The following is a 21,637-nucleotide window of genomic DNA, read 5'->3' as shown; positions in this document are numbered from 1 at the left end:
CGCGGTGACCTGATCTTCACCCACCGCCGCACACCCACCCATGACCGAGCCAGTCCGCGTCACCACCGCCGGGGGAAGCGCTCCCACGGCGGTCGAGGCGTGGGCGCTGCCGGAGCTGTTCCGGCAGGTCTTCGTCGGTTCCACGGCGGGCATCGCGATCTTCGACGCCCGCGGCGCGCTGGTGGGCGCCAACCCGGCGCTGGAGGCGATGCTGCCGCCGGAGGAGCTGGCGACCCTGTTCACCGCCACGCCGTCCGCCGCGGACGAGGTCAGGACGCAGCGCCGGTTCACCGACGCGGCCGGCGAGCCGATGTGGACCGAGGTGGCGCTGTCGGTGGTGCGCGACGCCGACGGCCGGCCGCGCTGGCACGTCGCCGTGGTCGAGGACACCACCGAGCAGCGGGTGCTGCGCGACTACCTGCGCCACCAGGCCCTGCACGACGTGCTGACCGGGCTGCCGAACCGGCAGAGCTTCCTGCCCAGGCTGGAGCAGGCGCTGGGCCGGCCGGGCTCGATCACGTTGTGCTACCTGGACGTGGACGGCGTCGCCATCGTCAACGACGGCCTCGGCTACGAGGCGGGCGACGAGCTGCTCCGGGTCGTGGCGCGGCGGCTGACCGCGGTGGTGGCGGAGGAGGAGAACGCCACGGTCGCGCGCATCGGCGGCGACGAGTTCGTCGTGCTGATCGAGGACTCGCCCACGACGCCGGGCATCCCCGCGCTGGCCGAGGCGATCGAGGCCGCGCTGGTCGAGCCGGTGCGGCTGGCCGGGCACGGCGTCGGCGTGTCCGCGGGCATGGGATTCGTGCGCACGTCGGCGCGCGGGTCCGACGCGATGGCGCTGTTGCGGCAGGCGCACAGCACCCTGCGCCGCGCGGAGAGCGGCGGCAAGGGCCAGTGGGGCATCTACGACGCCGGGCGGGACGCCCGCGACCGCGCCCGGCTGTCGCTGGTGGCGACCATGCCCGGCGCGTTGCAGAACGGCGAGATCGCGCTGGACTACCCGCCGGTCGACCGGGACGGCGAACGGGTCGCGGTGGCGGCCCGGCTGCGGTGGCACGAGGCGGAGTACGGCCCGGTGTCGCACGAGGAGTGCCTGCGGTTCGCCGACGAGCTCGGGCTCAGCGGCCAGCTGGCCGAGTGGGTGCTGGACGAGGCGTGCGCCTTCGCCGCGGCCGAAGGGCTGCCGGTGCTCGTGCGGCTGTCGCCGGACCAGTCGCGCGACCCGGACCTGACCGCGCCGGTCGCCGAGGCGTTGCGCTCCTCGGGGCTGCCGCCGGAGCTGCTGTGGCTGAGCCTGTCCGCGCGGTGCCTGTCCGCACCGGCCGAGGACCTGGACGCGGTGGAGGACAACCTGGTCGCGTTGGGCGGCATGGGAGTCCGCCTGCTGCTGCACGACGTCACGTTCGGCCTGCCGGAGCTGTCCGCGGTGGAGCGGCACGGCCTGCACGCCGTGGAACCGGCCCTGCCGACCGGGGAGTCGTTGGCGCACCAGGCGTTGTCCGCCGTGCTGCCGCTGGTGCGGGCGGCCGGCGCGCTGGTCGTCAGCGACGGTCGCCTGCCGGGAGCGGACCTGGTCGTGCGATCGTGATGATCTCGCGGCTGGTGTCGGTGAGCGGCGCGCGGTCCCAGAAGCCGTAGCGCTCGGCCACGTCGAAGCCGGTCTCGCGCAGCAGCGCGTCGAGGTGGTCGGCGTCGGTGAACCGCAGCGTGCCGCGGTCGACGCGGGGGTGCGGCCAGTCCGGGCTGCTGAACGTCTCGGTCATCGTGACGAGCCCGTCCTCGACGCTCTCCACGAAGTGCTCGACGCGCACCCGCTCGCCGTCGGGGCCGACGATGTCGGTGCCGTTCTCGGGCGTCCACCGCTCCCACGCCCGCGCGCCGGGGTTGCGGGTCTCGAACGCGAACCGCCCGTCCGGCTTGAGCGCCCGCCGGATCGCGGTGAACTGGGCGCGCGCCTCGTCGTCGGTGAGGAAGATCTGGAACGCGTGACCGGTCATCACGACCAGGTCGAACTCACCGTCGAACGCGACCGTGCCGAGGTCGCCGCGCACCCACTCCACGCCCGGGTCGCGCCGCGCCTGCAGGAGCATGCCCTCGGCCGGGTCGAGCCCCACCAGCCGACCGGTGTGCCCACTGGCGCGGGCGGCCTTGAGCAGCGTGCCCGTGCCGCAGCCCACGTCGAGCACGGCGTCCGCGGCCAGCACCCGCTCCAGGTAGAAGCGGTCGTCGTCGCCGAACTGGTTGATCAGGTCGTAGTAGGCGGCCAGGTCCGGGTCCTCGAAAGAATCTGCCATTCGGGCGAGTGTGGCCCGCACGGCGACGGGCCGCGACCGGATTTCCGGCCGCGGCCCGTCGCGCGGGGTGGGTCAGGCGAACATCGGCTGCCGCATCGCGTGCTGCACCAGCGTGATGAGCGTCTGCTTGGTCGACTGCCGGTTGCGCGCGTCGCAGGGCACGATCGGCACCGACTCGTCGATCGTCAGCGCCTCCCGGATGTCCTCGATGCGGTGGTGCAGCAGGCCGTCGAAGCAGTTCACGCCGATCACGTACGGCAGCTCGCGGTCCTCGAAGAAGTCGATGGAGGCGAACGCGTCCGCCAACCGGCGGGTGTCCACCAGCACGACCGCGCCGATCGCGCCCTTCACCAGGTCGTCCCACATGAACCAGAACCGGTGCTGACCGGGTGTGCCGAACAGGTAGAGGATGAGGTCGCTGTCCAGCGACACCCGGCCGAAGTCCATGGCCACCGTGGTGGTCATCTTGTTGGGCGTGGCCGAGAGGTCGTCCACGCCGACGCTGGCCTCGGTCATCACCGCCTCGGTGGTCAGCGGCACGATTTCCGACACCGACCCGACGAAGGTCGTCTTGCCGACACCGAACCCGCCGGCCACCACGATCTTCGTCGACGTGACGGTCAGGCTCGCCGCGGGTGACCCCGGCCGGTCGGGAGCGCCACCGCTCATGTTGCTCTGCTTTCCCTAGTAGTAGGACCTCGCCGGGTGGTGGGACCTCAGCCGCGCATGGCGACGTGCAACTGCGAGCGGATCTCCGGGGTGAGCTGGACGCCGACCCGCTCGACCAGCCGCGTCATCGCGTAGCCGATCAGGCCGATGTCGCAGTTCGGCGCCGCGAGCACGGCCAGGCACGAGCCGTCGCTGATGGACATCAGGAACAGGTAGCCCCGCTCCATCTCCACCACGGTCTGCTTGACGTCACCCGCCTCGAAGCAGCGCGCCGCGCCGAGGTTCAGGCTCACCAGGCCCGACGCGACGGCCGCGAGCTGCTCGGCGCGGTCGATCGGCAACCGCTCCGAGGACGCGAGCAGCAGGCCGTCCGCGGAGACCACGATCGCGTGCGCGACGCCCGCGACCCGGGCGACGAAGTCATCGACCAGCCAACTGAAGTTCTCGAGTTCCTCGGTTGCGGTGGTCACTTCTGCTCCTTGGTCTGATTCCCGCCGTTGGCGGGGGTGTTGTCGTCGAACGACACGCCTTCCCACGGCATGCCGGCGTCATCGCCCGCCTGGCGGCCGAGTTGCACACCTCGCTGGTAGGTGGCGAAGCGCTGGCGCAACCGGTCGGCGGACCTGCGCGGCGGCACGGCGGTGGCCACGCCGGCCGACGTGGCGCCGTTCGCCGACGGCTGCGCCGCCGCCGGGGCGGGCGCCGAGCCGCGCGAGGAGGGCGCGGACAGCGAACCGGGCATCAGGCGCGCCTTGGGCACGCGCTTGGGCAGGCCCGCGGTGGTCGTGTCGTCCACCGGCGCCTTGAGCGCGCTGGTCGCCCGCGTCCAGCTGTCGTCCGCCGCCGCGCCCCAGCCGGGACCGGCCGACGCGCCGGAGGACGGGATCGCCGACGGCGCGGGCTCGCGCTTGGGCAGGCCGGCCGGGGTCGAGCCGCGCGGCTCGGGCGGCTTCGGCCTGGTCGTCGGCGCGGGCGGCGGGGTGATCAGGTCGGACCGGTCGGTGTACGCGGTCTGCTCCGACGCCGTGCCGACGTGGCCGCCGTCGGTGCCCATCAGCTCGGCGCGGTCGGCGAACATCGTCCGCTCGGACGCGGTCTCCGGCGGCACGGCGGACGGCTGGTGGTCGACCTCGCCGCGCACCACGCCGCCCTCGGCCTCGCCGCCCTGGAACCAGCGCGACAGCACGTCCTCGTAGATCGGCAGCCGCTGGGTGGAGGCGTCGTCCTCCTCCCGCTCGACCGCGGCCGGCTCGGGCGCCGGTGGCCGCGCGGCCGAGGGCGGGTACGAGTAGTCCGGCACCTCTTCGCCGGGCGGCGGCACGGTCTCCGTCACGGTGGCGGTGAACAGGTCGTCCACCGGGGTCTGCTCGACCTGGAAGTACCCGTTGGGCTCGGCCTCGTGCGTGTGCACGACCTGAGGTCCGGTCGAGGCGGGCAGCTCCAGCGGCGCGTAGCCGCCGGGCGCGATCTCCGGCGTCCACTTGGGCACGCCCGCGAGCACGCCGACACCGCTCTCCTCCAGCTGCGGCGCGGCCTGGCGCTGCGGCAGCGCGGCGGGCACCGGCCGGGGCGCGAGCGGCTCGGGACCGCGGTGCAGCAGGTCCATCGGGAGCACGACCTGCGCCGTGACGCCACCCTCTATGTCGTCGTTGTTGCTCAACGTGACCCGGATGTTGTGCCGCTTGGCGAGCTGGCCGACCACGTACAGGCCCATCTCGCGGGCCACCGACACGTCGACCTCGGGCGGGTCGGCGAGCTTGGTGTTGGCCTCGATCACGTCCTGCTCCTGCATGCCGACACCGCGGTCGTGGATGCGGATGGACACCTCGCCGCGCCGGGTCTCGATCGCCCGCACGGTGACCTTGGTGGTGGGCTTGGAGAACGCGGTCGCGTTGTCCAGCAGCTCGGCGATGAGGTGCGCGAGGTCGTTGACGACGCGGCCCTGCACCTTCAGCTCCGGCGCGGGCGCGATCTGGATCCGGGCGTACTTCTCCACCTCGGACACCGCGGCGCCGAGCACCTCGGAGATCGGCACCGGCCGGGTGACGCGGCGGTTGACCGTGGTGCCGGAGAGCACCAGCAGGTTCTCGCTGTTGCGGCGCATCTGGGTGGCCAGGTGGTCCAGCTCGAACAGGCTGGCCAGCTGGTCGGGGTCCTGCTCGTCCTGCTCCAGCCGGTCGATGACGGTGATCTGCCGCTCGACCAGCGCCTGCGAGCGCCGGGACAGGTTGATGAACATGTCGTTGACGTTCGCGCGCAGCGCCACCTGCTCGACCGCCAGGCGGACGGCTTCGCGCTGCACGGCGTCGAACGCCCGGGCCACCTGGCCGACCTCTTCGGTCGTGTTGATGGGCACCGGCACCAGCGCCTCTTCCGCGGCGCGCGCCGGGTCGCGGTGCGTCCGGATCCGCTTGATCGCGTCCGGCAGGCGGTTGCGGGCCACGTCCAGCGCGGTGCGGCGCAGCACGCGCAGCGGCGTCAGCATCGAGCGGGCGACGAAGGCCATGAGGGCGAACGCGATCACCAGCGCGACGGCGACCAGCGCCGCGTCGCGCCACGCGGACGCGCGGGCCGCCTCGGTCAGGTCGATCGAGGCCTGGTCGGCCTGCCGCTCCAGGTCCTGCGACACCTGCCGCAGCAGCGCCGCGGTCTCCTCGCCGACCGCCATGACGTCGCCGTCCGAAATGGACACCTCGCCGGCGTCGGCCTGCTGCACCAGCGCCAGCTGCACCAGGCTGTTGCGCGCGTCGACCGGCGTGCCGGTCACGGTGTCCGACAGCAGCTGCCGGTTCTCCTGGCTCGCGGTGACCGCGAAGTCGGTGAGCGCCGCGTCCAGCCGGGACTGCGCCGCGCGCAGCGCGTTGGCCTGGCCGGGCGCGAACTCGCCGCGCTTGGCCGTCGACAGCAGGATCGAGTTCTGCTGCGTCAGCTGCTCCTTGGCGGAGTAGAGCGCGAGGTTGGCGCCGGCCAGCGGGGTGATCGTCTCGTTGCTCAGGCTGCTCGCGGTCGCGCGGTGCACCTGCGCCAGCGCGGCCAGCACCTGGCCGTAGGCGCTGTGCACCGAGATGTCGGGGTACTTGGTGGTGGTCACCGTGTTCCGCAGCGCGTTGAGGCCGTCCAGCGACTGCAACGACTTCTGGAACGCCTCGCGCACCGCGTCGTCGACGCCGGTCGTGGAGGCCGCGACGTCGCGCAGCCTGCCGACCTCGGTGTCGACCTTGCTCGAGCGCGTCTGGAACTCGGGGGCGTTCTCCTGGCGACCGCCCGCGACGAACCAGACCGCGGCGTCGCGTTCCAGCTGCAGGGCGTCGGACACCGCCGCCACCTGGGCGGACAGCTGGAGCTCCCGCTGGACCTGGCCGAACAGCTCCACGTCGTCCAGCTGGGTGTTCAACCTCAGCCCGGCGAGGGTCAGCGTGCTCAGCGCGGGCACCAGGAGCACCACGGCCAACTTGCTGCGCAAGCGCCAGTTCCGCAGCCGCCACCGGGACACTCCCCGGTCGCCGGGCACGGCGCCTGTGCTGGGCCCCGAGTCGGGTGGACCGCTTCCAGCGGCACCCGTGTCGAGTTGAATCCGCTCCGGATCTCTCCCGGAGGCGTGGTCGTCGTGACCGCGCACCGTCAGCACACTCCCCAGCCCGGTGAAACGACACTTCCCTACAAACCCGGTGGATCTTGGTGGAAAAACCCGCCGAGTCATACCGCCGTTCGGACGAGGTCGCCGGTAGTTTGCAAATCAACCATTGTCGCGCGGGCCACAGGTGGGCGCGCTAAACGATCGCTAACCGGCGTTCATGGATTTTTCACGCCCTCGACCCGAGCGGGAAACACCCGCGGGGGAGCCCGGCCCCGACGACGGGCTCCCCGCGGGATCAGCTACCTGACGCGGCGACCAACATCGGCTTGACGTCGAAGTCCTTCTCCAGCAAGCCGTAGGTTCGCATCAGACCCGCCACGCGCTGCAGGCGGGTGGCGTCGAGCGTGGTCGGGAACTCGCCGAAGTGCACGAGGCTGGCGGTTTCCTTGTCGACCTTCGCGTACTCGACCAGGAGCGGCTCGACCGTGGGGCGGTCCGCCGCGTCGCGCTGGCCCTTCGCCATCGCGCGCTGGAACGCGGCGACGGTGTTCGGGTTCTCCTTCACGAACTTCCCGGTCGTGGCGTAGCCCGCGATCGGGATGTCCGCGGTGGGGCCGGACGCCGCGTCGAGCACGGTGATCTGGCCGCTGGACCGCTGGGCCCGGCTGATGAACGGCTCCACCATGAAGGCGGCGTCCACCGTGCCGTTCTGGACCGCGGCCTCCATGTCGGGGAACGGGAACTCCTTGAACGTCACCTTGGAGGGGTCGACGTCGTTGGCTTCCAGCGTGGCCTTCGCGGTGAGCTCGGCGATGTTCCGGAACGTGTTGATCGCGATGGTCTTGCCCTCGAGGTCCTTGGGCGACTTGATCGGCGAGTCGGCCTTCGCGAGGATCAGGAACATCTCCGGCTTGGCCTGGTAGCCGTCGCTGACCAGCTTGAGCCCGTCGACGGCCTTGGCCGCCTCCTTCGCCTCGGCACCGAAGAACGACACCCAGTTGCCGAAGGTGATGTCGAGCTCGCCGTTGATCAAGCCCGGGATGGCCGCGGCGCCACCCTGGATGATCTTGATCTCGACCTCGAGACCCTCCTCCTGGAAGTACTTCTTCTGGATCGCGACGTGGACCGACGCGACGTCGAGGATGGGGAGCAGGCCAAGGGTGATCTTGGCCTTTTCGACCTTGCCCGGTGCGGCGGCGGCGTCGGTGGGCTTCTCCTCGGAGCCACCGAGGAGACCGCAGCCGGAGACGACGGCGAGCATCGCGACCGCGGAGACAACGCCGAAGATCCTTCGTGCCGAGAGGCCGACTCTTCGAGTCATGGGGGGCATCTCCTGTTGGAGTGAAGACTTTGCGGGGGCAGGATGCACGAGCGACAGGGTGCTGCGGAACCACTCAAAGTGACACGAGTGGTTCGACAAGACCCCAGTCGACCGACACTCGAAGGCTGATCCACTACCTTCGGTGAGCATCTTTGCACAGGCTGTCCAGAGGTTGGGGTATGCGGTGAGCGATCTTGACGCGGAATGGGCCGTACAGAGCAACCGGCGCCCGGTGGGCATCGTCGGAGCGGGCCCGGCGGGATTGACCTTGGGGAACCTGCTCCGCGAGGCCGGAATCCCCTGCGTGGTGCTGGAGAAAGGCACCCGCGAGCACATCGAGACCCGGCCGCGCGCCGGGGTGTTGGAGCACCGCGCGGTGCAAATGTTGACCGAGCACGGGCTCGCGGACCGGTTGCTCCGAGAGGCGGACAGGCATGGCGCGTGCGAATTCCGGGTGAACGGAGAATCGCACGAGGTGGACTACGCCACCCTGTACGACGGGCAGACGCACTACATCTACCCTCAGCAGGAGGTCGTCCAGGACCTCGTGCGGCACTACGTCGACGAGCGCGGCGGCGCCGTCCGGTGGTCGGTCAAGGACGTCGAACTGCACGACATCGAGTCCACTGAACCGGCTCTGACCTGGACGAACGCCGACGGCACCCGGGAGCGGCTCGACTGCTCGTTCATCGCGGGCGCGGACGGGTTCCACGGCGTGACGAGGCGCAGCATCCCGCCGGGCGCGGTGCAGGAGTTCAGCCACCAGCACGGCATCGAGTGGCTGAGCATCCTGGCGGAGGCGCCGCCATCCACCCACAAGGTGATTTACGCACTTCACCCGGACGGATTCGCGGGTCATATGCTCCGCAGTTCGACGGTTTCGCGCTACTACCTCCAGGTCCCGGTGGACGACACCGTGGACAACTGGCCGGACGAGCGCGTGTGGGCGGAGCTGCACAAGCGGCTGGCGCTTCGGGACTCCGACTGGAAGCTCACCGAGGGGCGCATCGTCGAGAAGCGGATCCTCGACATGCGCAGCCACGTGGTCGAACCGATGAACCACGGCAACCTGTACCTGCTCGGCGACGCCGCGCACATCATCACCCCGGTGGGGGCAAAGGGAATGAACCTCGCGTTGCACGACGCCGAGGTGCTCGCCGACGCCCTGGCGCGCTACCACCGAACGGGTGATGAGACGGGGTTGCGGAGCTACTCGGAGGTCTGCCTGCGGCGCGTGTGGCGTGCGCAGGAGTTCTCGCAGTGGATGGTGTTCATGATCCACCGGTCGCCGGAGCCGTTCCTGAGCCGGTTGGGCCAAGCCAGACTCGAACACCTCATCGCCTCGGGGTCGTCGGCCGGCTATTTCGCCCAAAACTACGTGGGGCCCTAGGAAGAACAACTTACGATTAGCGGGGCCTGCGCCGCGGTTGACGTCCCGCATTGACACCGGAAGACCGGCGCCTTGTTCTCCGCCACGGCATTCAGGCGTGCTCGACCCGGAGAACAAGGCGATGGCCCGATCGAATCACCGGCACATTCGAATCACCACCGGACTCGGCCGATCCCGATATCGGGCCGGTGCATTCGTCACCGATTCCGCCCGGTGGCCGCCCGGACCCACCGGCCGACATCTTCTCGCCGGCGCCCGGGCGCACGGGAATCACCACCGGAACATCCCGCCGAAACGGCCGTAAAAGGGCTCGACGCGCACGGCGCGTGATCATGCGACGACGGCGCGGTGATCTTCGACGAAGGCCTCCGCGGCAAGAAAGATGTCGAATCGTTGTGAACGATCCCCGTCGAAACCGCGTCCGGAATCCGCTTCCGCGCGGCCCCGCGCACGACAACGGGCGACCCACGGCGCCGGCGCCCTGAGAGGGCCGACAAGCCGCAGATCGCCCGCTGGGCGTTATAGGGCCTGGGAAAGGCCTGTCACGTCGTAGCGCGCTCCTCGGCCTCCGCGCGCGAGGCCTCCGCCCGCTCCGCCTCGGCCCACTTCGCCGCCTGCTCCTCGTTCGCCTTGCGCCGCGCCTTGACCTCCTCGGAGGTCTTGCCGACGTTCAGCAGCCGCGCCACCTCGGCCCGCAGGGCGACGAACGCCTCGGACTCGCGGGTGGTGATCTGGTCGCGCTCGGCGGGCAGGTCGACCTTCAGGTCCGCCACCACGGACGCGGGCGACGTGGAGAGCACCAGGATCCGGTCGCCCAGGTAGACGCTCTCGTCGATGTCGTGCGTCACCACCAGCACGGTGGTGTCCTGCTCGGTGCGGACCTTCAGCAGCAGGTCCTCCAGCTCGAACCGGGTCTGCGCGTCCACCGAGGCGAACGGCTCGTCCATCAGCAGCAGCGCGGGCCGGTAGGCCAGCGCCCTGGCGATGGCGACGCGCTGCTGCATGCCGCCGGACAGCTGCCACGGGTACTTGCGCCCGGCCGCCGACAGGCCGACCCACTCCAGCGCCTCGGCCGCGCGCGTGCGGCGCTCGGCGCGGCCCAGGGTGCGGCGCAGCGGGAACTCGACGTTCTTCTGCACCGTCAGCCAGGGGAACAGCGAGCGGCTGTAGTCCTGGAACACCACGGCGAGGTCGTCCGGCACGCCGCGGACCTCGTTGCCGTGCAGGCTGATCTCGCCGCGGGTGGGGCGGATCAGCCCGGAGATGGTGCGCAGCAGCGTGGACTTGCCGCAGCCGGACGGGCCGACGACGCAGACCAACTCGCCGGTGCCGACGGTGAACGACAGGTCGGCGATCGCGGTGTGCGCGCCGTCCTTCGCCTGGTAGGTGTGGCCGAGGTCGGCCACTTCGAGCATCGCGGTCATACTGCTTTTTCCTCCACCGTCGCGGGGGTGCGCTCCTGCTTCGGTTGCCACGCAAGGGCTTGGCGCTCGAAGGCGAGGAGCACGGTGTTGAGGGCATAGCCGAGGACACCCAGCAGGATGATCCCGGCCCACATGTCGGGGAAGTCGAACTCCCGCTGTGCGACGAGGAGTTGCGACCCGATCCCGTTGTCGGTTCCGACGAGTTCGGACACGACCATGAGCACCAGCGACAGCGACAGGGAGACCCGCAGCCCGGCGAAGATCTTCGGCGCCGCGGAGGGCAGGACGACACCGAGGATCCACTGTGGCTTGGGGATGCGGAACACCGCCGAGGTCTCGAACTTCGTGGCGTCGACGGAGCGGGCGCCGTCGATGCTGTTGAGCAGGATGGGCCACAGCACGCCGAAGACGATCGTGGCGAGCTGCATGGTGGTGCCGACGCTGAACACGAGCAGGAACACCGGCACCAGCAGGGGCGGCGGGATCGAGCGCATGAACGTCAGCAGGGGCCCGGCGTACTCCGCGGCCGTCGCGGAACGACCGAGCGCCACGCCGAGCGAGATGCCGACGACGGCCGCGATGCCCCAGCCGGCGAGCAGCCGGCCGATGCTCGGGAACACGTGGTCGAACACCGTGTCGGTGAGGAACAGGTCACCGGCCGGTCCGGAGAACCACAGGTCGTGCGCGGCCACGGCGATCTCGGTGGGGCGGGGGAAGAACGTGTCGTCGGCGTACCAGGTGAGCAGTTCCCAGACCACGACGAGGCCCGCGAACACCGCCCACCGCTGCAGGAATCGACTCACGACCGACCTCCGGTGACCGCGCTCCAGCCGACCCAGCGGCGCTGCGCGCGTTCCAGCCCTTCGTTGAGCACGTAGCCGATGATGCCCGCGACCACCGTGCCGGCCAGGACGATGTCCATCCGGCCCGCGCCGCTGCGCGCGATCGCGATGTACTGCCCGATGCCGCCGGAGCCGCCTTCCAGCAGCTCCACGCTGACGATCACGACCAGGCTCGTCGTGGCGGCGAGCCGGATGCCGGTCAGCACGAACGGCAACGCGCTGGGCAGGGCGACCGAGGCGAGCACGCGCACCCGGCCGGAGCCGAACGCCCGCGCGGTCTCGACCAGCAGGGGGTCGAGCTCGTCGAGCGCGTAGATGGTGTTGAACAGGATGGGCCAGATCGCCGCGTACACCGCGAGGGTGATCTTGGTTTCGGGTCCGATGCCGAGCAGCAGCACCGCCAGCGGGATCAACGCCACCGACGGGATGGGGCGCAGGAACTCGACGACGGCGCGGGTCGCGTGCCGGACGGGCGCCACGCTGCCCAGGACGAGGCCGAGCGGGACGGCGATCCCGACCGACAGCGCCACGGCGATGAGCACGGCGAGGACCGTCGCGATGACGTCCCGCAGGAAAGCCTCATCCCCCAACAACTTCACGAGTTCCACCGCTACGACGGACGGCGGTGGCAAGTACTCCGAGGGAACCAGCCGGAACCGGCCGACCAGCTCCCAGATGACGAGGAACCCGGCCACACCGAGCAGTCCTCGGGTGAGCGCACGCACGCGCAAACGCCTCTTCCCAGTTGATCAACCCCGACTAACCCGGCTCAATCTAGAGAGTGAAGTCCCCCGCCACAATGAGTGGCGGGAAAACTTCATGATGTGATCTTGCAACGCCGGCCCGCAGGTGGCGGGGCCGATCTCCTCGCCTTCCGCTCAGTGGAACTAGGGGTTGGCACAGGGCGGGTCGTAGGGCAAGTCGGGGAAGTGGACCTCCCACTGCCGCGCGGTGATCCCGGGGTGCGCGGTGGCGCAGATCCGGTCCACCACCGCGTCCAGGCCGGTCTCCCAGAACCGCAGCACCGAGTCGCCCGCGCTGACGAGCGTGCGCCGGTCGGACGTGAACGCCACCGAGTTGACGCCCGAGGAGTGCGCGGCGAACACGGCCACCTGCCGGGCGGGCCCGTCGCCCGCCACGTCGTGCACGCGCACCGTCCCGTCGGCGCCGGCGACCGCGACGAGGGTCCCCGCCGCCGCGACCGCGCGCACCGCCCACCCCAGCGGCTCGGCGGAGGCGAACCGCACGTCCGAGTCGGCGGCGCCGTGCCCCGGCTCGACCTCCCGCCACAGCACGGCCTCGCCGTCGGACCCCACCGTCGCCATCGCGCCGGCCGCCGACGCCACCTCGGCCGGCGACCGGGCGGCCGGCACGTCCCGCCGCCGCCGCTCGGGCCACAGCGGGACGGTCGTGTCCCACTCCTCGACCGCACCACCGGCCCTGGCCACGACCAACCGGTCGCCGTCGCCGTCGAACGCCAGCGCGGCGACCGGCGCCCCGGCGTCCCGCCCGTCGGTGAGCTCGGCGACCTGCGCCAGGGTCGCCACGTTCCACAAGCGCGGCACGCCGTCGTCGAACGCGCCGGTGACGAAGTGCGTGCCCTTCGGGCTGAACGCCACCACGTGCGCCCGGCCCGCCTCGCCGACCAGGTCGGGTGAGGCGAGGTTGGCGGTGCGCCACACCCGCACCGGCCCGTCGTCGGCGACGGTGACCAGGTGCTCGCCGTCCGGGCTGAGCGCGGCGGCGCGGACCCGGCCCGGGTGCGCGGTCAGCGGCCAGGCGGTGCGCGGGCCGCGCGGCGGGGAGATGTCGACGAGCCGCAGCACGCCGTCGACGTCCACGGTGGCGGCGAGGGGGCGATCGGCGGCGACCGTGACCGAGCGCACCGTGGCGCGGTGCGCGACCGGCAGGTCGGTGAGGTCGGTGAGCCGGACGGACCGGTCGGTCCCCGCGGTGACCAGGGCCCGTCCGCCGGCGGCGAAGGCGACCGCGGTGACCGGGCCGAGGTGGCCGTCGACCGCGGTGGCCTCGACCGGCGCGTCCCGGTCGGTGACGTCCCACAGCCGGGCGGAGCGGTCGTCCCCCGCCGTGGCCAGCACCCGCGCGTCGTCGTTGAACGCCAGCGCGCGCACGTCGCCGCCGTGCCGCAGCGCCGTCACCTGCCGGGCGGGCCGACGGGGATCGGCGACCTCCCACAGCCGCACCACCCGGTCCTCCCCCGCCGTCGCGAACACCCGGCCGTCGTCGCCGACCGCCAGCGCGGTGACCGGGCCGACGCCGCCGACCAGCACCCCGGACGCGCCGGTGGCCACGTCGACCGCGTGCACCACGTCGCCGGACACGACCGCCACCACGTGCCCGGACACGAAGGCCACCCTGGTCGACCCGCCGGTCTGCGGCAGCGGCACCGGCTCGGCGCCCGCGGCCAGGTCCCACGCCCGCGCCCGGCCGGCGACGAAGCCCGCGACCAGGTACCGGGCGTCGGGCGAGAACGCCAGGGCCGACGTCCGCTCGCCCGCGTCGACCAGCCGGTGCACGACCACGGGTCGGCGCGGGTCCGCCACCCGCCACACCACGATGGCCTTCGCGGACGCCCCGGCGAGCCACCGGCCGTCGTCGCTGAACGCCAGCACCCACGGGTCGGTCAGCCCGGCCAGCACGCCGCGGTGCTCCGGGCGCCGCGGGTCCGAGATGTCCACCAGCCGCACGTCCTGCACGCTGGTGTCGTCGGTGACGGCGAGCAGCGTGCCGGTCGGGCTGACCGCCGCCGAGCGCACCGCGATGATCCGGGTCGCGTAGGGCTCGGTGAACGCGCCGTACAACGCGTCCCGCGTCTCGGGCAGCGGCGCGAGCCGGTGCGCGGCCAGGGTGAGCTGCAACGACAGCGCCGGGTCGGTGTCGCGCAGCGCGGCGGCCTGGGTGATCACCTTGTGCGCCAACGCGATGTTGCGCTGCTCGGTCGCGGACCGCTCGGCGACGACGGCGAACACGATCGCGCTGGACGCCAGCACCAGCAGCACGGCCATCACCGACACCAGCTGCCGCAACCTCCGGGTGCGCCCGAGCTCGACGGCGCGCACCGCGTCGTCCGCGGCGACGCTGGCCTCGAGGAACCGGATCTCGCCCGGCGTGAGCCGTGGTCCGCGGGTGCCGTCGACCCACTCGCGCGCCAACGCCAGCCGGGTGCCCCGGTACAGCGCGCCGGGATCGCGGTCCAGCGCCTCCCAGGTGTGCGCGGCCTCGGTCAGCATCCGCTGCACCCGCAGGCCCGCCCGGTCCTCGGCGATCCAGTCGCGCAGCCGCGGCCAGTTGCGGATCAACGCCTCGTGCGCCAGCTCCACCGTGTCCCGGTCCAGCACCACCAGCCGGGCCTGCGCCAACGCGGCCAGCACCTCGGGGTGGTCGACCTCGGCGCGGGCGACGCGGCGCTTGGTGTCCTCGGTGCCCTCGCCGACCGCGATCAGCCGCAGGAACACCTGCTTGGCGATCAGCTGCCGGGCCGGGCTCATGGCCGTGTAGACGTGCTCGGCGCTGCGCGCGATCGAGTGCTCGACCCCGCCGACCTCCTCGTAGCCGGCCAGGGTCAGCGCGACACCGCGCCGCCGGCGCCACGTCTCCAGCAACGCGTGCGACACCAGCGGCAGCACCGCGGGCTGGCCCGCCGCGTCCGCGACCAGGCGCGTGACCAGCGCGGTCTCCACCTTGCAGCCGACCGCGACGGCGGGCGACACGATCGCCTCGCGCAGCTCGTCCGCGGACATCGGCCCGACCAGGACGTGCCCGCCGCGCAGCGCCTCCACCAGCTCCGGGTACTGGCCGCAGTGGCCGAGGAAGTCGGCCCGCACGCCGAGCACCACGCGCGTGCGGCTGGTCGGCGCGGACGTGGCGGTGGTCAGCGCGGCGATGAACGCGGCCCGTTCGGCGGGGTCCTGGCACAGCGTGAAGACCTCTTCGAACTGGTCGACCACGATCAGCAGGTCGTCGTCGCCGCCGACGAGCGCCTGCCGCACGCGCAGGTGCAGGTTCTCCGGGTACGCGGTGAACTCGGCGGCCAGCGCGGGCGCGTCACCACCGGTGCTCGCGGCGACCCGCACCGCCAGCTCCTGCACCGGCCGCGCGCCGGGCGTGAGCACGACCGAGCACCGGCCCCACGCCGCCGCCAGGCCCGCCCGCAGCACCGACGACTTGCCCGAGCCGGACGCGCCGAACACCCCGGCGAACCGGCGTTGCGCGACAAGACCCGTCAGCTCGCGCACGACGCGGTCGCGGCCGAAGAACCGGTCCGCGTCACGCACCTGGAACGCCGCCAACCCGGTGTACGGGGCCTCGGTCGTCTCCGGCGGGGTGCGCGGGTTGGCGTCGGCGATCCGTTCGGCCAGCGCGCGCCAGCGCGACTCCCACGCCACGGCGTCACCGCCGCAGGCGCGCACGTAGGCCAGCGTGACCGCGAGGCTCGGCAGCTTGCGACCGTTCGCCGCTTCCGACAGCGCCGCCGCCGAGTAGTGGGCGTCGCGGGCGAGCCGCCGGTACGTGGGGCTGCCCGCCCGTTCCCGCAGGGCTCTCAGGTCGGCGGCGAACTCGCCGAGGTCACGGCTGTCCGCCCGTAAGGGGCTCTCCGATCTGGCCATCGCTTCGTCGCCCTCCCCTTCGACGAGGGCGATTGTTCAGAAAAGCCTGTTCAGCGTCCACGCGCTGACACTGAACAACCCGTCTGCCGTAGGAATGGCGGTGGAACCGCGTGAGGGTTCCGCAGGGGGGAGCGGCGCTTGGTGGTGAAGGGGGACCCCACCAAGCGCCTGCCCCGGCTACAGCCCGACGGCCTTGTAGAGGGAGCCGACTTCCTGGCGGTTGAGCACCCGCATCGAGCCGGGGCGCTGGTTGCCCAGGCGCACCTCGCCGACGGCGGTGCGGACCAGGTGCTCGACGGGGTGGCCGACGTGGTCGAGCAGGCGGCGCACGATGTGCTTGCGGCCCTCGTGCAGGACCACCTCGACCAGCGCCTTGCCCGGCACGGACGAGACCAGCTTGAACGAGTCGACCGCGATCGGGCCGTCCTCCAGCTCGACGCCCGCGCGCAGCTGCTTGCCCAGGTCCCTCGGGATCGGGCCGGGCACCTCGGCCAGGTAGGTCTTGGTGATCTCGTAGGACGGGTGCATCAGCCGGTGCGCGAGGTCGCCGTCGTTGGTCAGCAGCAGCAGGCCCTCGGTGTCGGCGTCCAGCCTGCCGACGTGGAACAGGCGTTCCTTGCGGTTGTGCAGGTAGTCGCCGACGCACGGTCGGTGCGCGTCGTCGTGCATGGTGGACAGGACACCGCGCGGCTTGTTGAACGCGATGGTGACCACGTCCTCCTTGAGCACCACGCGCACGCCGTCGACGTGCACGACCGCGGTGTCCGGGTCGACGCGGCGGCCCTGCTCGCGGACCACCTCGCCGTCGACCTGGACGCGGCCGAGTTCGATCAGCTCCTCGGCGACCCGCCGCGAGGCGATGCCCGCCTTGGCGAGCACCTTCTGGAGCCGGATCCCCTCGGGGTTGTGGTCCTGGTCAGACATCGTCGATCGCATCCACTTCGGGCAGGAGGGGGGCGATCGGCGGCAGGTCGCCCAACGACGACAGCCCCAACCGCTCCAGGAACAGTTCGGTCGTGCGGTAAAGGATGCCACCCGTGTCGGAGTCCGTGCCCGTCTCGGCGATCAGGCCGCGCGCGACGAGCGTGCGGATGACGCCGTCCACGTTCACCCCGCGCACCGCCGCGATCCGGGCCCTGGTCACGGGCTGCCGGTAGGCGATGACCGCGAGTGTCTCCAACGCGGCCCGGGTGAGCTTGGCGCGCTGCCCGTCGAGCAGCAGCTTCTCCACGAATGGCGCGAAGCGGTCCCGCGTGTAGAACCGCCAGCCGTCCCCGATTCTACGCAGGTCGACGCCACTGCCCTGCTCGGTGTACCGGTCGGCCAGCCGGCGCAGGGCGGCGGTGACGCGCTTCACGGACTGGTCCAGCACGCCCGCGAGCTGCTCCTCCGCGATCGGGCTGTCCACGACGAGCAGGATCGACTCCAACGCGCCGTCGAGCTCGGCGTCGTCGGAGAGGTCCGGCAACCCACCCGCCTCGACCTCGTCCTCGGAACCGGGCTCGGGCTCGGGCTCCACGGCCAACGGCAACATCCCCGACTCCCCGACCGCACCGGACCCCGGCACGCCGGCGTCCGCGTCCGTGACCTGCTCGAACCCGGCCGCGACCGACTCCACCGCCACGTCGGGCCCGACCACCGGCTCGTCGGCCCCGGCCGGCCCGGGGCCGGTCGCTGCGTGGTCGCTCACCCGTACTCCTCGTCCTCGTCGCGGGCCTGCGCCTGCGCCTGTTCGATCGTGCCGCCGACCCACGTGATGCGCAGCTCGCCGAGCGGATCGGGCTGCTCGAAGGCCAGCGACTGCTCCCGGTACAGCTCCAGCAGCGCCAGGAACCGCGCCACGACCTCCATGGTCTCCGCGCACTCGGCGATCAGCTCGGCGAACGTGGCCGTCCCCAGCTCCGCCAACCGCGCCCGCAGCAGGTCCGCGTGCTCGCGCACCGAGACCCGGTGCTGGTGGATGTGCGAGGTCGACACCGTCGGCGGCGGCTTGGGCCGGAACACGACCGCGGCGATCTCGCTGAACCGCCGGGCGTCCACCCCCAGCATCACCTCGGGCAACAGCCCCTCGTACCGCTGCTCCAGCGCCACCGACCGCGGGTAGCGCCGGTACGCGCCCCGCTCCAGCTCCGCGAACAGCGCCGCGACCTGCTTGTACGCCCGGTACTGCAGCAGCCGCGCGAACAGCAGGTCCCGCGCCTCCAGCAGCGCCAGGTCGTCCTCGTCCTCCACGTCGCCCGAGGGCAGCAGGCGGGCCGCCTTGAGGTCGAGCAGGGTCGCCGCGATGACCAGGAACTCGGTCGTCTCGTCCAGGTCCCACTGGTCGCCCAACGCGCGGATGTAGGCGATGAAGTCGTCGGTGACGGTGTGCAGCGCCACCTCGGTCACGTCGAGCGTGTGCTGCGAGATCAGCTGCAGCAGCAGGTCGAACGGCCCCTCGAAGTTGGTCAGCTTGACCTTGAACCGGCCGTCGTCCGGTGCCGCGGGCGCCACCGCCTCGACTGCCTCGACCGGCGCGGCGACTTCGGGTTCGGTCTCGGGTGCGTCACCGCTCACTGCTCGCGCAACCTACGCACCAGCAGCGACTCCTCGCCGTGCCCTTCGAGGTCGTCCAGCACGATCGCGATGGCTTCGCGCACCACACGTCCGCGGTCGACCGCGAGGCCGTGCTCGCCGCGCAACGCCAGCCGCGCGTGCTCCAGCGCCAGCAGCTCCTCGTCGGACACGTACACCGTGATCTTGGTCGAGTGCTTCTGCCGCCCCGTGCCGCGCCGCGGCGCCGACTGCTCCTGGGCGGGCACGTCGGCGGCGGGGGTGCCGGTCGTGAGGCGGAACAGCTCGGACGCGCCCGGCAGTGATGGGCGTCGGGTCACCGGGCGATCACCTCGCGCGCCAACGCGCGGTAGGCCTTCGCGCCGCCCGAGCGGGGCGCCCAGCTGGTGATCGGCTCGCCGGCGACGGTCGTCTCCGGGAACCGGACGGTGCGGTTGATCACCGTGTCGAACACGACGTCGCCGAACGCCTCGACCACGCGCGCCATCACCTCGCGGGAGTGCAGGGTGCGCGGGTCGTACATGGTGGCGAGGATGCCGGTGATCTCCAGCTTCGGGTTCAACCGCTCCCTGACCTTCTCGATGGTGTCTATCAGCAGGGCGACCCCGCGCAGGCTGAAGAACTCGCACTCCAGCGGGATGAGGACGCCGTCAGCCGCCGCGAGGGCGTTGACCGTGAGCAGGCCGAGCGACGGCTGGCAGTCCACCAGCACGTAGTCGTAGTGCTCGATGACCGGGCGCAGCGTGCGGACCAGCGTGTGCTCCCGGCCCACCTCGGAGACCAGCTGGATCTCCGCGGCGGACAGGTCGATGTTGCTGGGCAGCAGGTCCATGCCCTCGACCGGGGTGCTCATGATCACGTCGCGGACGCCGACGTCGCGCTCCATGATCACGTTGTAGATCGTCTGGTCGAGCTGGTGCGGGTGCACGCCGAGGCCGACCGACAGCGCGCCCTGCGGGTCGAAGTCGACCAGCAGCACCTTCCGGCCGTACTCGGTCAGCGCCGCGCCGAGGTTGATGGTGGACGTGGTCTTGCCGACCCCGCCCTTCTGGTTGCACACCGCGAGGATCTTCGCCGGGCCGTGCCTGGCGACGAGCGGTGGGTCGGCGACGTGGCGCAGCGGGCGGCCCGTCGGCCCGATATCGCCCGCGACCTGCTCGGTCGCGTCTTCGTCAGCGGGTGCGGCGTGCGGGGCGAGGCTCAGCTCGACCGAGGCGCGCGGCACACCGGACGGTTGCGGGGGTGGTGGAGGTGGTCCCCACGCCTGACCCGCGTGCTCCGGTGTCGACATCGCCTTCCCGATTCCTAGTCCTCTGCCTGGGCGCAGCCTAGGCACACCGAGGTCCACCGGCAACGCGCCCCGCCGAAGCGCGGTCAATCGTTCTCAGCGCGTTTTGCGAGGCTCGGGGCGTCGGCGCGGGCTCAGGGCGTCGCGCCGGCCCGCGCCCCGGCCCGGTCGGCGGCGTGGTCACCGGCGTTGCGGCAGTTCCGCTCGGCCGCGCGGAGCACCACGTCGAGCAGCCCGGGGAACAGCTCGTCGAGGTCGTCGCGCCGCAGCGACACCCACCGCTGGTTGCCGCGGGCCCTGGTGCGGGTGATGCCCGCTTCCCGCAGCACGCGCAGGTGCTGCGACAACGTGGACTTGGCGACCTCCACCATCAGCGCGCCGCACAGGCGCTCGCCGTCGGAGTCGATCTGCCGCACCACCGCCAGCCGGGTGGCGTCGCTCAACGCGTGCAGCACCGCGCCCAGCTCGATCGCGCTGCGCTCGGGCTCGTCCAAGTTCGGCACCGGGTCGGCACCTCCAGCTCGTCGGGCTCATCGGAAGCGGGTGGGCGCCCGGTCGGGCGAGCCGCCCACGGTACCCGTGGACCGCTCATGTTCCACCCGATGCGCGAGGATGGGCGGTCGCGTAGACCTCGCGCAAGGTGTTGACGGTGACCAGTGTGTACACCTGGGTCGTCGTCACGGAGGCGTGACCCAGCAGTTCCTGCACGACCCGCACGTCCGCGCCGCCTTCCAGCAGGTGGGTGGCGAACGAGTGCCGCAGCGTGTGCGGTGAGACCTCGGCCTCGATGCCGGCGCGTTCGGCCGCCGTCTTCAGCACCTGCCAGGCCGTCTGCCGGCTCAACCGGCCGCCGCGGGCGTTGAGGAACAGCGCGGGCGTGCCGCGTTTGGCCAGGGTGGGGCGGGCTCGCACGAGGTATGCCTCCAGCGCCGCGAGCGCCGGGCGGCCGACCGGCACGATCCGCTGCTTGCCGCCCTTGCCGTCGAGCAGCACGGTGCGCTCGGCGGCGTCGACGTCGTCCACGTCGAGCCCGACGACTTCGCTGATCCGCGCGCCGCTGGAGTACAGCAGCTCCAGGAGGGCGCGATCGCGCAGGTGGGCGGGGGTGTCGGCGGGGCCTTCGAGGAGCTTCAGCACGTCGTCGACGGGCAGGGCCTTGGGCAGCCGGCGCGGTGGGGTCGGCGGGCGGACGGCGCGGGCGGGGTCGTGCGCGGTGAGGCCTTCGAGGTGCGCGAAGCGGTGCAACCCGCGGACCGCGACCAGGGTGCGTGCGGCGGAGGAGGCGGCCAGCCCGGACTCGCGCAGGGTGGCCAGGAAGTCCCCGACCAGGGTTTCGGTGACGTGGGCCAGGTCGTCGACCCCGTCGGCCGCCAGGTGCGCGGTGTAGCGGCGCAGGTCCCGGCCGTAGGAGTCGAGCGTGTTGCGCGCCGTCCCCCGCTCCACCGCCAGGTGGTCCAGGTACAGCCCCACCGCACGCACCGCAGGCGTCACCCGCGCTTCCGACGCATCTCCCGCAGCCGTGCCCGCCGCAGCCGTCCCCGCCGCACGGGCACGCCTGGCCGAGGCAATCGCAGCCGTATGCGCCACAGGCGTCGCCGCTGAAGGATCTGCACCCGCCGAAGCCGCCTCCGGAGAACCCCCCACGTCA

Annotated in this window: 18 protein-coding genes; 2 read left to right on the top strand and 16 right to left on the bottom strand. The window is 72.1% G+C overall.

Going from position 1 to position 21,637, the window contains the following annotated elements; all coding sequences use genetic code 11:
- Window positions 1–40 precede the first annotated feature (40 nt).
- Window positions 41–1,591: a diguanylate cyclase domain-containing protein gene (locus tag ACZ7GX_RS35600; RefSeq protein ID WP_498783397.1), complete on the top strand. Its 1,551-nt coding sequence runs from the start codon at window positions 41–43 to the stop codon at window positions 1,589–1,591.
- Here ACZ7GX_RS35600 and ACZ7GX_RS35595 read toward each other — a convergent pair.
- From ACZ7GX_RS35595 to ACZ7GX_RS35575, 5 genes are all read right to left on the bottom strand, one after another.
- Window positions 1,545–2,297 (bottom strand): class I SAM-dependent methyltransferase, encoded by a 753-nt coding sequence (locus ACZ7GX_RS35595; protein WP_498783395.1) that lies wholly within the window; start codon window positions 2,295–2,297, stop codon window positions 1,545–1,547. The two genes, ACZ7GX_RS35600 and ACZ7GX_RS35595, sit on opposite strands and share 47 nt — an antisense overlap.
- A gap of 72 nt (window positions 2,298–2,369) precedes the next feature.
- Window positions 2,370–2,966, bottom strand: coding sequence for a GTP-binding protein (locus ACZ7GX_RS35590; protein WP_498783393.1), 597 nt, complete (start codon window positions 2,964–2,966; stop codon window positions 2,370–2,372).
- A 47-nt stretch (window positions 2,967–3,013) separates the two neighbouring features.
- Complete coding sequence (locus tag ACZ7GX_RS35585) at window positions 3,014–3,436, bottom strand: roadblock/LC7 domain-containing protein (RefSeq protein WP_053721145.1); 423 nt, start codon at window positions 3,434–3,436, stop codon at window positions 3,014–3,016.
- Entirely contained in the window at window positions 3,433–6,429 is a 2,997-nt protein-coding gene (locus tag ACZ7GX_RS35580) for a nitrate- and nitrite sensing domain-containing protein (RefSeq protein ID WP_498783391.1), read from the bottom strand. Before ACZ7GX_RS35580 ends, ACZ7GX_RS35585 begins: the two co-directional genes overlap by 4 nt.
- Window positions 6,430–6,838: 409 nt before the next feature.
- Complete coding sequence (locus ACZ7GX_RS35575) at window positions 6,839–7,864, bottom strand: ABC transporter substrate-binding protein (RefSeq protein ID WP_498783390.1); 1,026 nt, start codon at window positions 7,862–7,864, stop codon at window positions 6,839–6,841.
- A 184-nt stretch (window positions 7,865–8,048) separates the two neighbouring features.
- Between ACZ7GX_RS35575 and ACZ7GX_RS35570 the strand changes: the two genes are divergently transcribed.
- Window positions 8,049–9,254: a 4-hydroxybenzoate 3-monooxygenase gene (locus ACZ7GX_RS35570; RefSeq protein ID WP_498783388.1), complete on the top strand. Its 1,206-nt coding sequence runs from the start codon at window positions 8,049–8,051 to the stop codon at window positions 9,252–9,254.
- A 542-nt stretch (window positions 9,255–9,796) separates the two neighbouring features.
- On the opposite strand, the gene ACZ7GX_RS35565 is transcribed toward ACZ7GX_RS35570, so the two are convergent.
- The 11 genes from ACZ7GX_RS35565 to xerD form a co-directional block, all read right to left on the bottom strand.
- Window positions 9,797–10,678: an ABC transporter ATP-binding protein gene (locus tag ACZ7GX_RS35565; RefSeq protein WP_498783386.1), complete on the bottom strand. Its 882-nt coding sequence runs from the start codon at window positions 10,676–10,678 to the stop codon at window positions 9,797–9,799.
- Window positions 10,675–11,481: an ABC transporter permease gene (locus tag ACZ7GX_RS35560; RefSeq protein WP_498783384.1), complete on the bottom strand. Its 807-nt coding sequence runs from the start codon at window positions 11,479–11,481 to the stop codon at window positions 10,675–10,677. Before ACZ7GX_RS35560 ends, ACZ7GX_RS35565 begins: the two co-directional genes overlap by 4 nt.
- Window positions 11,478–12,245: an ABC transporter permease gene (locus ACZ7GX_RS35555; RefSeq protein ID WP_498783382.1), complete on the bottom strand. Its 768-nt coding sequence runs from the start codon at window positions 12,243–12,245 to the stop codon at window positions 11,478–11,480. The genes ACZ7GX_RS35560 and ACZ7GX_RS35555 overlap by 4 nt, the downstream gene beginning before the upstream one ends.
- Before the next feature lie 162 nt (window positions 12,246–12,407).
- Window positions 12,408–16,148 carry an nSTAND1 domain-containing NTPase gene (locus ACZ7GX_RS35550; protein ID WP_498783380.1) on the bottom strand — a complete coding sequence of 1,247 codons (3,741 nt, stop codon included), beginning with the start codon at window positions 16,146–16,148 and terminating at the stop codon, window positions 12,408–12,410.
- Window positions 16,149–16,325: 177 nt separating this feature from the next.
- Entirely contained in the window at window positions 16,326–17,072 is a 747-nt protein-coding gene (locus ACZ7GX_RS35545) for a pseudouridine synthase (RefSeq protein ID WP_498783378.1), read from the bottom strand.
- A complete protein-coding gene (scpB, locus tag ACZ7GX_RS35540) occupies window positions 17,065–17,838 on the bottom strand; it encodes an SMC-Scp complex subunit ScpB (RefSeq protein WP_498783376.1) in 774 nt (257 codons plus the stop codon). Before scpB ends, ACZ7GX_RS35545 begins: the two co-directional genes overlap by 8 nt.
- Window positions 17,835–18,704, bottom strand: coding sequence for a segregation and condensation protein A (locus tag ACZ7GX_RS35535; RefSeq protein ID WP_498783374.1), 870 nt, complete (start codon window positions 18,702–18,704; stop codon window positions 17,835–17,837). Before ACZ7GX_RS35535 ends, scpB begins: the two co-directional genes overlap by 4 nt.
- Window positions 18,701–19,021 carry a hypothetical protein gene (locus ACZ7GX_RS35530; RefSeq protein ID WP_498783372.1) on the bottom strand — a complete coding sequence of 107 codons (321 nt, stop codon included), beginning with the start codon at window positions 19,019–19,021 and terminating at the stop codon, window positions 18,701–18,703. The genes ACZ7GX_RS35535 and ACZ7GX_RS35530 overlap by 4 nt, the downstream gene beginning before the upstream one ends.
- Entirely contained in the window at window positions 19,018–19,992 is a 975-nt protein-coding gene (locus ACZ7GX_RS35525) for a ParA family protein (protein ID WP_498783370.1), read from the bottom strand. Before ACZ7GX_RS35525 ends, ACZ7GX_RS35530 begins: the two co-directional genes overlap by 4 nt.
- Window positions 19,993–20,123: 131 nt before the next feature.
- Window positions 20,124–20,492, bottom strand: a complete 369-nt coding sequence (locus tag ACZ7GX_RS35520) for an ArsR/SmtB family transcription factor (RefSeq protein ID WP_498783368.1) — start codon at window positions 20,490–20,492, stop codon at window positions 20,124–20,126.
- A gap of 85 nt (window positions 20,493–20,577) precedes the next feature.
- The gene (gene xerD, locus ACZ7GX_RS35515; RefSeq protein WP_498783435.1) at window positions 20,578–21,468 is read right to left on the bottom strand and encodes a site-specific tyrosine recombinase XerD; all 891 of its coding nucleotides are present in this window, start codon (window positions 21,466–21,468) and stop codon (window positions 20,578–20,580) included.
- Window positions 21,469–21,637: the final 169 nt, after the last annotated feature.

Source organism: Actinosynnema sp. NPDC037264, from assembly GCF_055603705.1.
The sequence above is the reverse complement of the archived record's forward strand: the minus strand, read 5'-3'. Positions and strand labels throughout refer to the sequence as shown.